Consider the following 12,535-nt stretch of genomic DNA (forward strand, 5'->3'; position numbering starts at 1 on the left):
TCCTGCGAATACTGCTGATAACGATAATCTCTATCATTTACTCCATTTTTACATTTACATACACTTGCCCCGCCGCGAATTCCTACGCCGGTTTCCCACATAAACAAGAAACGCAGCCGGTCGCGCCAACGGCCTGCCTGCGCCGCCATCCAGGACACTGCAGATGAAACACGTCGTTTCCAGTGCGTTATTGCTCGGTCTCTCCTCGCTTTCCCTGGCCGCCCAGGCCGCTCCCATCGCCCTTGACCTTCCCGCCCAGCCCCTGGCCGCATCCCTCGAGCAATTGCAGGGCGCCAGCGGCCTGCGCATCCGTTTCGACCGCGCGGCCGTGGCCGACCGGCGCGCACCGGCCCTACGCGGCACGCTGGAGCCAAGCGAGGCACTGCAGCGTCTGCTCGCAGGTTCCGGACTGAGCGGGGAGGTACGGGGCGGCGACGCCTGGGTCGAGGCCGCGGCGACAGGTGCCGGCATCGCCCCCGGCGACAGCGTCGACCTCGGCGCGCTCAGCGTGGTCGCCACCCAGGACCCGGCCACCGCCGCCATCACCGAAGACAGCGGCTCCTACACCACGCGGGCGATGCGCACCTCGACCAAGCTGGCGATGTCGATCCGCGAGACCCCTCAGTCGGTCAGCGTGGTCACCCGCCAGCGCATGGACGACCAGGGCATGCGCGACCTCAACGACGCGGTGAAGGGCGTCACCGGCCTCACCGTGCAACAGTACGGGCCGGCCCGGGTGAAGTACGCGGCGCGCGGCTTCGACGTCGACAACATCATGTACGACGGCCTGCCGACGAGCATTTCCACCTATACCCAGGACGTCATTTCCGCCGCCGACCTGGCCATGTTCGACCGCGTCGAAGTGGTGCGCGGCGCCACCGGACTGATGCAGGGCGCAGGCAACCCGGCGGCGGCGATCAACATGGTGCGCAAGCGTCCGACCCAGGACTTCCGCGCCTCCCTGCAAGGCAGCGTCGGCACCTGGGACCGCTATCGCAGCGAGGCCGACGTTTCCGGCCCGCTGAACAGCGAAGGAACCCTGCGCGGCCGCGCGGTGGTCGCCTACCAGAAAGGCAACAGCTTCCAGGACCACGTCAGCAGCGAACGCGGCGTGTTCTACGGGATCGCCGAAGCCGACCTGAGCCCGGACACCACCTTCGCCATCGGCGCCTCGAACCAGAACGACAACCGCAACGACAACTGGGTAGGCCTGCCCAGCCCGCTGGGCGGCCGCCACCTGGACCTCAAGCGCTCGTCCTATTACGGCGCCGACTGGTCCTACTGGGATACCGACACCACCCACCTGTTCAGCGACCTGACCCACCGCTTCGCCAACGGTTGGCAGATGAAGCTGGCCGCCGACAAGCTGTGGGCGCGAATCAACATGCTCGGGCTGTACAACGACTGCTACTACTCGACCACCGGCTGCGCCAGCATGACCCAGAACCCCGGCGACTACAGCTACACCGACGACCACGACAGCTATGACGCCTATGCCAACGGTCCCTTCCAGTTGCTCGGCCGCGAGCACGAGCTGGTGGTCGGCGCCAGCTATCGCCAGGAACGCTTCGACGGCCACGGCGGCTGGGGCAGCCTGTTCAACAAGGACGGCACCCTCACCGGGCCGATGGACCCGACCCAGTGGGACCCGAGCTCGACTCTCAAGCCGAGGCTGAACACCAGCCTGTGGGGCATGAAGCTCGACCAGGAACAGAAAGGCGCCTACCTCACCACCCGGTTGAACCTCGCCGACCCGCTGAAAGTGATCCTCGGCGGGCGCCTGGACTGGTACAAGGCCGACGCCGATACCGACAGCTACAAGGTCACCCGCAACGTCACCCGCTATGCCGGGGTGATCTACGACCTGAACCAGACCTACTCGGTCTACGCCAGCTATACCGACATCTTCAAGCCGCAGAGCAACTTCGACGCCGGCGGCGGCCTGCTCGACCCGATCACCGGCAAGAACTACGAGATCGGCCTGAAGGGCGAACACTTCGGCGGCGCGCTCAATTCGCAGATCGCGCTGTTCCAGATCGACCAGGAAAACCGCGCCACCGAGGACGTCGGCGGCCCCTCGCCATGCCCCTTCAGCCCCACCTCGCGCTATTGCTCGCGCGCTTCGGGCAAGGTCCGCAGCCAGGGCGTCGACCTGGAGCTGAGCGGTGCGCTGAGCGACGACTGGCAGATGATGGCCGGCTATACCTACGTCGACGCCAAGTACAAGCACGACAGCAACAAGGCCAACGAGGGCAAGCCATTCGACGCGGCCAAGCCACGCCACCTGTTCAAGCTCGCCACCAGCTATACGCTACCCGGCGAACTGCACAAATGGCGCGTCGGCGGCGACCTGGCCACCCAGAGCAAGACCGAGGACAGCAGCACCGGTTTCCAGCAGGGCGGCTACACCGTGGTCAACGCCATGCTCGGCTACAAGGTCAACGAACGGATCGACACGCGGCTGAACTTCAACAACCTGTTCGATAGTTTTGTCAAGCAGAATTTTCAAGCGGCCTGATCGCCGGAAAGCCAGTCCCCATGCGGGTTTAGCGCCCGTTCCTCGCTGCCCAAGATGCCCTGCCTGCCTGGTCTAGGAGCCGGATAAGAGCCAAGGGAAAGAACGCCACCGGACAAGCATGGCGTGTTCCAGCGCAGCAGTTCCCCCAATTCCTCTGTTCCTTCGATGCCCATGTTGGGCGTCCCGGCGTTCCGCCGTCGGGTGCGCGGGCTGCGCCCCGCGCTTCGTGCCGAATCGCGGCCATCCGGCTTTTTCCCCTGACGCCTTCGGCCCTCGGTCGTCGCTATGGAAATTTCCCAGGCAGTGTCTGGGAAATCTTCCCTGACGCTTTTGGCCCCACAGGCCTGCGCGCTCCGCTTGCCCCAAAAGCCGACTTTGTGCAGTGGGCGGGGTGTGGGCGGTCTTGCTGTTCCCTTCACCGTATCACGGCGTTCTCGCCGTCAATGACTGCGCGTGCTCGCACGCTTGCGGCCTGATGGCCGTCTTCGATCCCTGACTGCTTGCGCTGCGCCGTGCTCGCCACGGTTCCGGGCAATTCCGCCCGAGCAACCGGAGCACGATCATGTCGCAACTGACCCTTCTTCCTTCCGTCGATTCTCCGCTCATGGTGCGCGATGGTCGCGGCCGCTATCGGCCGGCGACGGCCGACCAGATTCTGGAAGCTGCGCGCCAGGCCATCGAGCACAAGATGCAGCGCGGGGATTCATTCACGTCGCCGGCGGCCGTCAAGGAGTACCTGCGCGCCAAGCTGGCCGGCTTCGAGCATGAGGTGTTCGCGGTGCTGTTCCTCGATACACAGCATCGCCTGATCGAGTATGCCGAGATGTTCCGCGGCACGATCGACTCGGCCGAGGTGCATCCGCGCGAAGTGGTCAAGACGGCCCTGCGTCACAACGCGGCGGCAGTCGTCATTTCGCACAACCACCCGAGCGGGAACCCGGAGCCGAGCGCCGCAGACAAGGTGCTGACCAAGCAGCTCAAGGAGGTGCTGGCGCTGGTGGATGTCCGCACGCTGGATCACATCATCGTGGCGGGCAGCAAGACCACTTCATTTGCCGAACACGGCCTGCTCTGACCGAAGGGGCTTCGGCCCCTTTTTGCTGCGTCCGCAGCTCGCTCAGGCCATTGCCCGCAACCATGCCAGCAAGTCGGCCTGCGGCCCATCGGGCGGCAGGGGCTGGGGCGATAGCAGGCAGTAACGCGAGCCGTCTTCGATGAAGCCGAGCGGCGCGGCCAGCACGCCGCTGTCCAGATCGTCGCGCACCAGGTGCCAGGGGCCGATGGCGACGCCGAGGCCGGCCACGGCCGCCTGCAAGCTGAAATAGAAGTGCTCGAAGGTCTGCCCCGGCGCGTCCGACACGGGCTGGCCTGCGGCCGTCGCCCATTCCGACCATGCGCCCGGCCGCGTGCGCGTGTGCAGGCGCGGTGCGCCGGCCTTGAGCACGGCGCCGGCCTTCTTCGTGGAGAACCAGGTCGCCACCTTGTCGGGGCGGCAGACCGGGCCGACCTTTTCCGCGAACAAGGGTTCGGCGTGGTAGCCCTCGGGCCAGGGGAAGTCGTCGCGACGGATGGCCAGGTCGATGCCGCTGGCGAAGGAGAACGACCCGCCGCCGGCCACCAGATGCACGTCGATCCCCGGATGCCGGGCCTGGAAGTCCGGCCAGCGCAGGATCAGCCAGCGCATCAGCAAGGTCGGCTCGCACGACAGCACCCAGCGCCGCCCCTGGCGGGCGCTGGCACGCAGCTCGCCGACGGCCTGCCGCATCAGATCCAGGCCATTGCCCACGGCGCGCGCCAGTGTGCGCCCGTCATCGGTCAGGAACACGCGCCGGCTGCGGCGCTCGAACAGGGCCACGCCCAGCTCGTCTTCGAGCAGACCCACGGCCCGGCTGACCGCGCCGTGGGTCAGGTGCAGTTCGTCGGCGGCCCGGCTGAAATTCTCCAGCCGGGCCGCTGCCTCGAAGCAGCGCAAGGCCAGCAGCGAAGGCAGGCGCGTGTCGGTCAATGGTGATTCCAGCTCACCATTCTTGTCAGAAAGCATCGTTATTCACTGGGGATTTTCGTCGGTAGTATCTCGACAATTCGTTGTTATTCGACAGGATACGCCATGCCAGAACTGATAGCTGTCATCACAATCACCTTGCTGGCTGTCATCAGCCCTGGGCCGGACTTTGCGATGGTCACGCGCAACAGCCTGATGCTGTCGCGTCGCGCCGGTGTGCTGACGGCCCTGGGCATCGGCCTGGGCGTGCTGGTGCATGTCACCTATACGCTGGTCGGCGTGGGCCTGCTGATCCAGCAGTCGTTGTGGCTGTTCAATGCCATCAAGCTGGTCGGTGCCGCGTATCTGGTCTATCTCGGTGTGAAGATGCTGCGGGCCAAGCCTGCCGGCGCGCTGGCTGACAGCACCGTGGCGCCGCTGTCGGATGCGGCGGCGCTGCGCACCGGCTTCCTGACCAATGCGCTGAATCCCAAGACCACGGTGTTCATCGTCAGCCTGTTCATGCAGGTGGTGCGGCCGGACACCCCGCTGGCGGTGCAGATCGGCTATGGCGCTTTCATCTCCGTGGCGCACATGGCCTGGTTCGCCTTGGTCGCCTTGTGCTTCTCGGCCGGGGCCGTGCGCGACCGGCTGCTGGCGGTGCGCCATTGGATCGACCGTGCTTTCGGCGGGCTGCTGGTCGGCTTCGGCGTTCTGCTGGCGGTGGCGCGCGGCTCACGCTGACCGCCACGGAAATCCGAGACAGTGTTTCGGAAATTCAGCATGCCAAGGTTTGTGCATGACGTGGGGCGGTCTTGCTGTCCCCTTCACCGTATCACGTCGTTCTCTCCGTCAAGGGCTGCGCGTGCGAGCACGCTTGCGGCCCGTGGCCGTCCTTGACCCCTGACGGCTGCGCTGCGTCGTGCTGGCGACGGTTCCGGGCAATTCCGCCCGTGCAACCGGAGATCGTCATGAACGACAAATCGCACGTTTCCCTCGAACAACACGTTTGCCTGGTCTGCGGCGCTCGCTTCGACACCGGCGCGATCCTGCTGGACAAGCGCCTGCGCGCGAGCATGGAGCGCCACACGGCGACAGGCTGGGGCTTGTGCCCGGAACATCAGAAGCTGTCCGACGATGGCTTTGTCGCCTTGGTCGAATGCGACCCGCAGCGCAGCGGCTCACAGGCCAGCGGCCGCATGAAGCCCGAACAGGCGTACCGCACGGGCCGCCTGGCGCACCTGAAACGCGAGGTATTCGCCGATGTGTTCAACGTGCCTATCGAGGACAAGCAGCCCTGCGTGTTCGTTGAACCCGGCGTGATCGAGCAGTTGCAGGCGATGACCGCGCATTGATCGCACAGCCACCATCCGGCGCGTTGTCCTTCGGGACGACGCGCCATTTTTTTTGCTGTATCCGCGTCCTTCGCGCTTTCGCGCAATGCCACCTCGAAAAAGCCAGATGGTGTCTGGCGAATCTGCCGCGCCGAGGCGCATGGAGGGTGTGGGCGGTCTTGCTGTTCCCTTCATCGTGCCACGGCGTTCTCGCCGTCAAGGGCGGCGCGCGCTTGTGCGCGCTTGCGTCCTGGCGGCCGTCTGCGACCCCTGACTGCTTGCGCTGCGCCGTGCCCCGAAAGGGGCGGGCAATTCCGCCCGGCAACCTTTCAGGAGTTCATGTCATGAGCAGCCATCACGATTGGGTCATCGAAGTTTCGGCACAGCACGACGCGCACAAGCCGTTCGCGCCGGAGAACGGCCAGCCGCTGCGCTTCAAGATCGGCGACGCGGTGATCTACACCAACGACTTCGGCGCACAGTTCCATCGCCGCGTCACCGGGTTCTATCAGCCTGCCGGGCCTTGCGGGCTGTACGCGCTCGGCCGACGCTACTTCATCAATTCGACCTCGCCCTGGATGCCAGTCGCGGAATCCAGCCTGCGCCCTGACGACGCGGCTTAATGCCTTCGCGCCCCTCGATGCCGCCGAACCGGCTGGCGCCGGATCGGCACTGTATGGCGTCAGTCGTACATCCTGTCCGGGCGCTCTCGCCGTTGTCCGCGCTCATTGGCTTCCAGCCAGTCGAACAGCGCGTCAATGTCTTGATCCAACTGGAACAGCGACGCCTCGGCCATCATGTGCCAGGTGGCGCATTCGTCGGCATGGTGCGCGTTGTTCACCACGGCATTGAGCTGCTGATGCAGGGCCAGCAGCCGCTTTTTCTCCGCTGCGACTGTCTCGCGGTCGGTCGTCCAGACCATCGAGGGCAGAAAGATGCCTGACGGTGATGCGCTGGTCGTTGAAGCCTCGGTGCAAGGTTGTTGTGTCACGGGAACTCTCCGAAGTTGGGAAGCCTTCACGATAGGCAGGCACCTTCTTTGTCTCCAGTCGAAATTCGCTCAAAAACGCACCGATTTCGGCATCAGCTCCAGCAGCGCCAAGGCAAAGGCGGGATGGGCGTCCCCGGCCAGAAAACATGGCCGGTCGCGCTGTCGTGCTGCGCATCGAACCCCCTGCGGGGTTTCGCCCCTGACGGGCTTCCATCGTTCCCTCGCTCCGCTCGGCTGACGCCTCCGGCCCGGCTTCCAGATCCGGGCCTGCGCGCTTCGCTTGCCGTGCGGTTCGTCACACAAGGGCGGCCGTTGCCATGTCCAGCCGTCTCCCCTGACTTCATCACCTTGTCCGCGACCGTAGCCCGCTTCCGTGTGCCGTCAAGGCGCGCAGGGCCGTGTCCTCGGCTGCGCCTGCGGGCCGCACCAACCCCGCGCTTGTTTCCTTGACGGCCCCCGTCCGCGCGCTCCTTTGGCCGCGGGCGATGAACTCAGGAAAGACGGTGGCAACAGGGCCAACCGGGTTCCTCGTGCCGACCGCACCGAACAGCCGAAAGGCTGGGCTCCGAATCTAGGAATCCGGTGTGCGGTGTGAACAGCAAACCCTTTTCGTCAGGAGAAAGACCATGCAACTCGCATCCCGATTCGCTTCCCGTTCCCCCTCGCTGCGCAGCGACTACCCGCTGACCGATGACCAGATTCACCGCGTAGCGCCGTCCATCTTCGCGGACGCGCCGCATGAAAGCCGTTCGCAGCGTTACGCCTATATCCCCACCGCCGCCGTGCTGGCCGAGCTTCGCAAAGAAGGGTTCCAGCCCTTCATGGTGACGCAGACCCGCGTGCGCGACCAAGGTAAGCGCGAGCACACCAAACACATGCTGCGCCTGCGCCACGCCAGCCAGATCAACGGCGCGGAGGCCAATGAAATTGTGTTGCTGAACTCGCATGACGGGACGAGCAGCTATCAGATGCTGGCCGGCATGTTCCGGTTCGTGTGCAGCAATGGCCTTGTCTGCGGCGACACCGTGGCCGATGTGCGCGTGCCGCACAAGGGCGATGTTTCCGGGCATGTCATCGAAGGCGCTTACGAAGTCTTGCGCGGCTTCGACCGGGTGAAGGATTCCCGCGATGCCATGCGCGCCATCACGCTGGACGAAGGCGAGGCCGAAGTGTTCGCCCGTTCCGCGCTGGCACTCAAGTACGACCCCACCGATAAAAAGCCCGCACCCATCACCGAATCGCAAATCCTGATGCCGCGCCGCTTTGATGACCGCCGCCCGGACTTGTGGAGCGTGTTCAACCGCACGCAAGAGAACCTGACCCAAGGCGGCCTGCGCGGGCGCAGCGCCAACGGACGCCGGCAGCAAACCCGCCCGGTGCAGGGCATCGACCAAAACATCCGACTGAATCGCGCCCTCTGGCTGCTGGCCGATGGCATGCGCCAGTTGAAAGCCTGATTCCCCACGCGGCAGGGGCAGGCAGCAGCCCTTGCCGCATCCCTCGTTGCTGCATCCCTGAACCGTTAGGAGTTATCACCATGAACGCCATTACCCAAACCGAAGCCCGCGCCCTCAACACCGCCGCCGCTATCCCGCTGGAAACCGCCGACCCGACCAAGAACCTGATTCTTGTCCCTCTGTCGCGGCTGGTGTCGCGGCCGACTGGCCGCAACGTGCGCAAGACCCCGCGCATGTCCATTCCCGAACTCGCCGCCAGCATCCAGCGTGTCGGCCTGCTGCAAAACCTCATCATCATTGCCGCCGCCGATGGCGAGCATTACGAAGTGGTGGCCGGTGGCCGTCGCCTCGCCGCGTTGAAGCTGCTGGCGAAGAAGCACCGCATCAGCAAGGAATGGGAAGTGCCTTGCCTGCTGGTGGCCGATGGCACCGCCCGCACGGCCAGCCTCACCGAGAACGTGCAGCGCGAAGCCATGCACCCCGCCGACCAGTTTGAGGCATTCGCCGCGCTGGTGGCCGATGGCCGCAGCATCGAGGACATTGCAGCGGATTTCAGCGTCACGCCGCTGGTGGTGCAACGCCGCCTGAAACTCGCCAACGTGTCGCCGCGCCTGCTGGCCGACTACCGCGCCGATGCCGTCGCGCTCGACCAGCTGATGGCCCTTGCCATCACCGACGACCACGCCGCGCAGGAAAGCGCCTTCTACGATGCGCCAACGTGGCAGCGCCAGCCGTCCGCGCTGCGCGACCGTCTGACCGAACGCGAAATCGACGCCTACCGGCATCCGCTGGTGCGCTTCGTCGGGCTGGACACCTACGACGCCGCAGGCGGCGGCATCCGCCGCGACCTGTTCGCCGAAGGCGATGCGGGCGTGTATCTGACCGATGCCGCGCTGCTGGAACGGCTGGCGCAAGACAAGCTGGCAGGCATCGCCGCAGAGGTGAAGGCCGAGGGATGGGCATGGGTGGATGCCACGCCCGGCACGACCCATGCCGACCTGCACGCCTTCCAACGCGCCCCGAGGGAACGCCGCGAACCGAACAAGCGCGAAGCCGCACGCATCGAGAAGCTGCAAGCCAAGCTGCACGAACTGGCCGAGGCCGTGGATGCCGCGCTGGACGCCGACGACGAGGAAAAGGCCGATGCCTTGCAGGAGGAAGGCGAACGCCTGGGCGAGCAGTTGCAGGCGCTGGAAGATGGCTTGCAGGACTACGGCGCGAACGTGAAGGCGGCAGCCGGTGCCATCGTCACCATCGACCGCAGCGGCGAAGCCGTGGTGCATCGCGGCCTGATGCGCGAAGCCGAAGCCAAGGCGCTGCGCACGCTGGAACGGCTGCGGCAGGGTTTCGGCGGCACAGAAGCCGAGAACGACGACGAAGGCGAGGACGGAGACAGCGAAGGGCAGCCCAAGACCGCCGCCATGTCTGACAAGCTGGCGCAGCGGTTGAGCGCCCACCGCACCACCGCGCTGCAAATCGAAGTCGCCCGGCATCCGCAAGTGGCGCTGGCCGCGCTGGTGCATGGCATGGTGCAGACCGTCTTGCAGGAAAGCCACTACGGGCACGACCTGCCGCTGGGCGTGAGCCTGAAAGTGCAAGACCGGCTGGAAAGCCTTGCCCCGGACGTGTCGGAATCGCCTGCCGCCGTGGCGCTGCGCACCTTGCAGGAAGTCGCGGGCGAAGCCTTGCCGGAGGACAGCGCCGAACTATTCGCCGCGCTGGTGGCGAAGTCGCAGGATGAACTGGTGCGGCTGCTGGCCGTGTGCGTGGCTTCCACGGTGGACGTGGTGACGCCCCGCGCTACGACGCAGCAACCGGGCGCGGAACTGGCGCAGGCTGTCGGCTTGGACATGGCCGCATGGTGGAAGCCCACCGCTGACGGCTATTTCCAGCATGTGCCGAAGGCCGCAATTCTGGAAGCCGTGGAGCAGTACGCCCCGGTGCACGTCACCCGGCTGGCGAAGTTGAAGAAAGGCGACATTGCCAGCGAAGCCGAGCGGCTGGCCGATGGCACCGGCTGGATGCCCGCCATCTTCCGTGCCGAAGCCCCGCAGCAGGACGCGCAGGACGTGACGGCGGACGAGGAAGCCGAACCGCCGGAGGAAGTCGCCGCCGTGGCGGATGAGCAGCCGCAGGCCGAGGCACTGGCCGCGTGACCTTGCACCACAGATAGCGCCCCGGTTCCGGCCGGGGCGCTTCATGCCGAGGATTCCCCCATGAGCCACGACACCACGAACCGCCCCCGCATGGCCGCGACCTACGCCCCCGGCACGGTACGCGCCCGCCGCTGGCATGGCGCTGGCGACGTGCGCGGCTACCGCCCGCCTCGCGGCTGGACAGCCCGCGCCGCCCTGACCGACCTGCACCCCATTACGGGCCGCGCCTTGCCGCGTGCCGTGTGGTGGATCATCGAAACCAAAGAATAGGGAGCAGCCCGCGCCCAAGCCGTTCCGTCTTGGGCGCGGGGAATGCCAAAAATCCGGGCGCGGTCGTGGCCGCGCCCGGTGTTCAAGGCCCAAAGCCAGAGCGCCCCTGCGCCGCCTTCGGGCAGGCGACGCAGGGGCGGCGCACAAGTAGCCTTGTGCGCGAGAAACCCTCGAAGCCCATCAGTGCGTCGGCGCACAGCACCGACGACATTCCGAATGCGCCCCGCCACAATGATCGGGGCTTGTGGGCCTACGCCCCGGCTTGCTGCCACAGGTTGCATGAAAGCGTGCCGTCCTCGACGCTGGCGGTTCGTCGCTTGTACGTCACGAAGGACGGTTCACCGACACGCCGCCCGGCCTTGCAATGGAGCTTCCACGCCACGCCTCAGGCAAGAAGCCACCTGCTACGTCAGGGACGCTTTCACCTTGTCGCTGGGCGTTGTCCTTGCCCGTGTCAGGGCGCAAGCCGATGAAGCCGTCACGCGGGGAGCCGAGTCGGCCATGTTTCCTTTCGGAGCGGGTCGGCCCAAGGCGTCCTTTCTGTTTGTGAATCCTGGCGGTGGCCGGGCTTCTATGGCTGCAACCTTCCAGCGAAAACAATTTCCCCTGCGCTGCGCGCATTCCTCGCGGGACAAATTCTTTTCGCTTCCAGGCGCTCCACTGCGTTGCGCCCGCAAGCGGTGCAGCCAGCCCGTCCCCCGCCGGTCGGATCACAACAGGACGCGATGGGCGCGAACCCTGTTCAACCGAAAGGAAATTCATCATGGCAAACATCGGCACCTTCACCGCAGAGAAAGACGGCTTCACCGGCACGCTTCGCACCCTGACCCTCAACGTCAAGGTCAAGCTGGTTCCCAACGACAAGGGCGACAACGAGAACGCTCCCGACTACCGCCTGCAAGCGGCTGGCCACGACATCGGCGCTGCGTGGAGGAAGACCAGCGAGGCCGGGCGCCCCTACGTGTCCGTGACCCTGGACGATCCTTCGTTCCCGGCGACCGTCTATGCCCGCCTGATCGAAGGTGAGAACGGCACGCACGACCTGATCTGGTCGCGCAACAAGCCCAAGGCGGCCTGACGGCCGCCCACCGCGNNCGATGCTGCTGATCGCAGCGCCGCACGCACATGGTTTCGGCGGTTGTCTCCTGCCCCGCATGTCCAGCGACGGCATCGCATCGGTGATGGTCGAATGGCTCGAAGCCCGTGGCAGCAAGCGCAAGATGGCGTGTCGGCGCTGGAAGCGCCGCCGGGCTTTCGGGCTGCGCCCCGTACCGGCAAGCCGTCACGGCCATGCGGCTTCAATCCCTCACGCCTTCGCGCCTGATGGCGCTGCGCGCTCCGCTTGCGGCTATGTCTCGGACGCCGCGATCTGGCTTTCCGTCTCGGCCATCAGCACCGCCGTACTGCAATCGAGTGCGCGGGCGATCTTGAAGATGGCCGCCAGCGTGGGCATGTGTTCGCCACGCTCGACCTTGCCCATGTGCGAACGCTCGATGCCGGCCAGGTGCGCCAGCGATTCTTGCGCAATCCCTCGCTCCATCCGTAGCGCGCGCACCGCCGCGCCGAAGGCTTGCGCCAGATCGGCATCGAAGGTGGTAACGCCGGCCGGTCGGCCTGGCTGAACGGATCGCTTCTGCATAGACAGAAGCGTCGAATCGAAGGACAATTAAAACCACGTTATCTTTAACTCATTGACGAAAAAACGCTGTTCCGTGCCTTTACGGAAATCCGTATCTACGGATTCCAGCAGAACCGGGGAATCGCATCCGTGTCTTTCCGGCTTTCTACAATTCCGCTTTTGCGCTTGCGTTCTTCTCAGGATGCGATG

At 65.7% G+C, this 12,535-nt stretch carries 11 protein-coding genes and 1 pseudogene; 9 read left to right on the forward strand and 3 right to left on the reverse strand.

Annotated elements, in window-relative coordinates:
• Nucleotides 1-163 precede the first annotated feature (163 nt).
• Nucleotides 164-2,491, forward strand: a pseudogene (locus tag ACTJJX_RS22500) (TonB-dependent siderophore receptor); the annotation flags it as partial.
• A 589-nt stretch (nt 2,492-3,080) separates the two neighbouring features.
• The gene (locus tag ACTJJX_RS22505) at nt 3,081-3,593 is read left to right on the forward strand and encodes a JAB domain-containing protein (RefSeq protein ID WP_043154520.1); all 513 of its coding nucleotides are present in this window, start codon (nt 3,081-3,083) and stop codon (nt 3,591-3,593) included.
• 42 nt (nt 3,594-3,635) lie between these two features.
• On the opposite strand, the gene ACTJJX_RS22510 is transcribed toward ACTJJX_RS22505, so the two are convergent.
• Nucleotides 3,636-4,559 (reverse strand): LysR family transcriptional regulator, encoded by a 924-nt coding sequence (locus ACTJJX_RS22510; RefSeq protein ID WP_043154523.1) that lies wholly within the window; start codon nt 4,557-4,559, stop codon nt 3,636-3,638.
• 66 nt (nt 4,560-4,625) lie between these two features.
• Between ACTJJX_RS22510 and ACTJJX_RS22515 the strand changes: the two genes are divergently transcribed.
• The 3 genes from ACTJJX_RS22515 (at nt 4,626) to ACTJJX_RS22525 (ending at nt 6,456) form a co-directional block, all read left to right on the forward strand.
• A complete protein-coding gene (locus tag ACTJJX_RS22515) occupies nt 4,626-5,243 on the forward strand; it encodes a LysE family transporter (RefSeq protein WP_043154526.1) in 618 nt (205 codons plus the stop codon).
• A 227-nt stretch (nt 5,244-5,470) separates the two neighbouring features.
• Nucleotides 5,471-5,854 carry a hypothetical protein gene (locus ACTJJX_RS22520; RefSeq protein ID WP_043154531.1) on the forward strand — a complete coding sequence of 128 codons (384 nt, stop codon included), beginning with the start codon at nt 5,471-5,473 and terminating at the stop codon, nt 5,852-5,854.
• Nucleotides 5,855-6,177: 323 nt separating this feature from the next.
• Nucleotides 6,178-6,456 (forward strand): hypothetical protein, encoded by a 279-nt coding sequence (locus ACTJJX_RS22525; protein ID WP_043154534.1) that lies wholly within the window; start codon nt 6,178-6,180, stop codon nt 6,454-6,456.
• Nucleotides 6,457-6,515: 59 nt separating this feature from the next.
• On the opposite strand, the gene ACTJJX_RS22530 is transcribed toward ACTJJX_RS22525, so the two are convergent.
• Nucleotides 6,516-6,824, reverse strand: coding sequence for a hypothetical protein (locus ACTJJX_RS22530; RefSeq protein WP_052158434.1), 309 nt, complete (start codon nt 6,822-6,824; stop codon nt 6,516-6,518).
• Nucleotides 6,825-7,450: 626 nt separating this feature from the next.
• Between ACTJJX_RS22530 and ACTJJX_RS22535 the strand changes: the two genes are divergently transcribed.
• The 4 genes from ACTJJX_RS22535 (at nt 7,451) to ACTJJX_RS22550 (ending at nt 11,785) form a co-directional block, all read left to right on the forward strand.
• Nucleotides 7,451-8,281 (forward strand): DUF932 domain-containing protein, encoded by an 831-nt coding sequence (locus ACTJJX_RS22535; RefSeq protein ID WP_043154539.1) that lies wholly within the window; start codon nt 7,451-7,453, stop codon nt 8,279-8,281.
• A gap of 80 nt (nt 8,282-8,361) precedes the next feature.
• Nucleotides 8,362-10,437: a ParB/RepB/Spo0J family partition protein gene (locus ACTJJX_RS22540; RefSeq protein WP_043154543.1), complete on the forward strand. Its 2,076-nt coding sequence runs from the start codon at nt 8,362-8,364 to the stop codon at nt 10,435-10,437.
• Between the two features lie 60 nt (nt 10,438-10,497).
• On the forward strand, nt 10,498-10,707 hold the full coding sequence (locus ACTJJX_RS22545) for a hypothetical protein (protein ID WP_043154546.1): 210 nt from the start codon (nt 10,498-10,500) through the stop codon (nt 10,705-10,707).
• A gap of 763 nt (nt 10,708-11,470) precedes the next feature.
• The gene (locus tag ACTJJX_RS22550) at nt 11,471-11,785 is read left to right on the forward strand and encodes a DUF736 domain-containing protein (RefSeq protein WP_043154548.1); all 315 of its coding nucleotides are present in this window, start codon (nt 11,471-11,473) and stop codon (nt 11,783-11,785) included.
• A gap of 270 nt (nt 11,786-12,055) precedes the next feature.
• Here the strand turns inward: ACTJJX_RS22550 and ACTJJX_RS22555 are convergent, their stop codons facing one another.
• Nucleotides 12,056-12,346, reverse strand: a complete 291-nt coding sequence (locus ACTJJX_RS22555) for a helix-turn-helix domain-containing protein (protein WP_004335983.1) — start codon at nt 12,344-12,346, stop codon at nt 12,056-12,058.
• Nucleotides 12,347-12,535: the final 189 nt, after the last annotated feature.

This window comes from Pseudomonas sp. 22490 (assembly GCF_052044465.1).
In the GTDB taxonomy this organism is placed as follows: Bacteria; Pseudomonadota; Gammaproteobacteria; order Pseudomonadales; family Pseudomonadaceae; genus Pseudomonas; species Pseudomonas aeruginosa.

What these genes read in the sequence shown, in the direction of transcription:
- ACTJJX_RS22505 (WP_043154520.1), top strand. Translation starts at nt 3,081, where the DNA reads ATGTCGCAACTGACCCTTCTTCCTTCCGTCGATTCTCCGCTCATGGTG.
- ACTJJX_RS22510 (WP_043154523.1), bottom strand. Translation starts at nt 4,559, where the DNA reads ATGCTTTCTGACAAGAATGGTGAGCTGGAATCACCATTGACCGACACG.
- ACTJJX_RS22525 (WP_043154534.1), top strand. Translation starts at nt 6,178, where the DNA reads ATGAGCAGCCATCACGATTGGGTCATCGAAGTTTCGGCACAGCACGAC.
- ACTJJX_RS22550 (WP_043154548.1), top strand. Translation starts at nt 11,471, where the DNA reads ATGGCAAACATCGGCACCTTCACCGCAGAGAAAGACGGCTTCACCGGC.
- ACTJJX_RS22520 (WP_043154531.1), top strand. Translation starts at nt 5,471, where the DNA reads ATGAACGACAAATCGCACGTTTCCCTCGAACAACACGTTTGCCTGGTC.
- ACTJJX_RS22545 (WP_043154546.1), top strand. Translation starts at nt 10,498, where the DNA reads ATGAGCCACGACACCACGAACCGCCCCCGCATGGCCGCGACCTACGCC.
- ACTJJX_RS22540 (WP_043154543.1), top strand. Translation starts at nt 8,362, where the DNA reads ATGAACGCCATTACCCAAACCGAAGCCCGCGCCCTCAACACCGCCGCC.
- ACTJJX_RS22535 (WP_043154539.1), top strand. Translation starts at nt 7,451, where the DNA reads ATGCAACTCGCATCCCGATTCGCTTCCCGTTCCCCCTCGCTGCGCAGC.
- ACTJJX_RS22515 (WP_043154526.1), top strand. Translation starts at nt 4,626, where the DNA reads ATGCCAGAACTGATAGCTGTCATCACAATCACCTTGCTGGCTGTCATC.
- ACTJJX_RS22555 (WP_004335983.1), bottom strand. Translation starts at nt 12,346, where the DNA reads ATGCAGAAGCGATCCGTTCAGCCAGGCCGACCGGCCGGCGTTACCACC.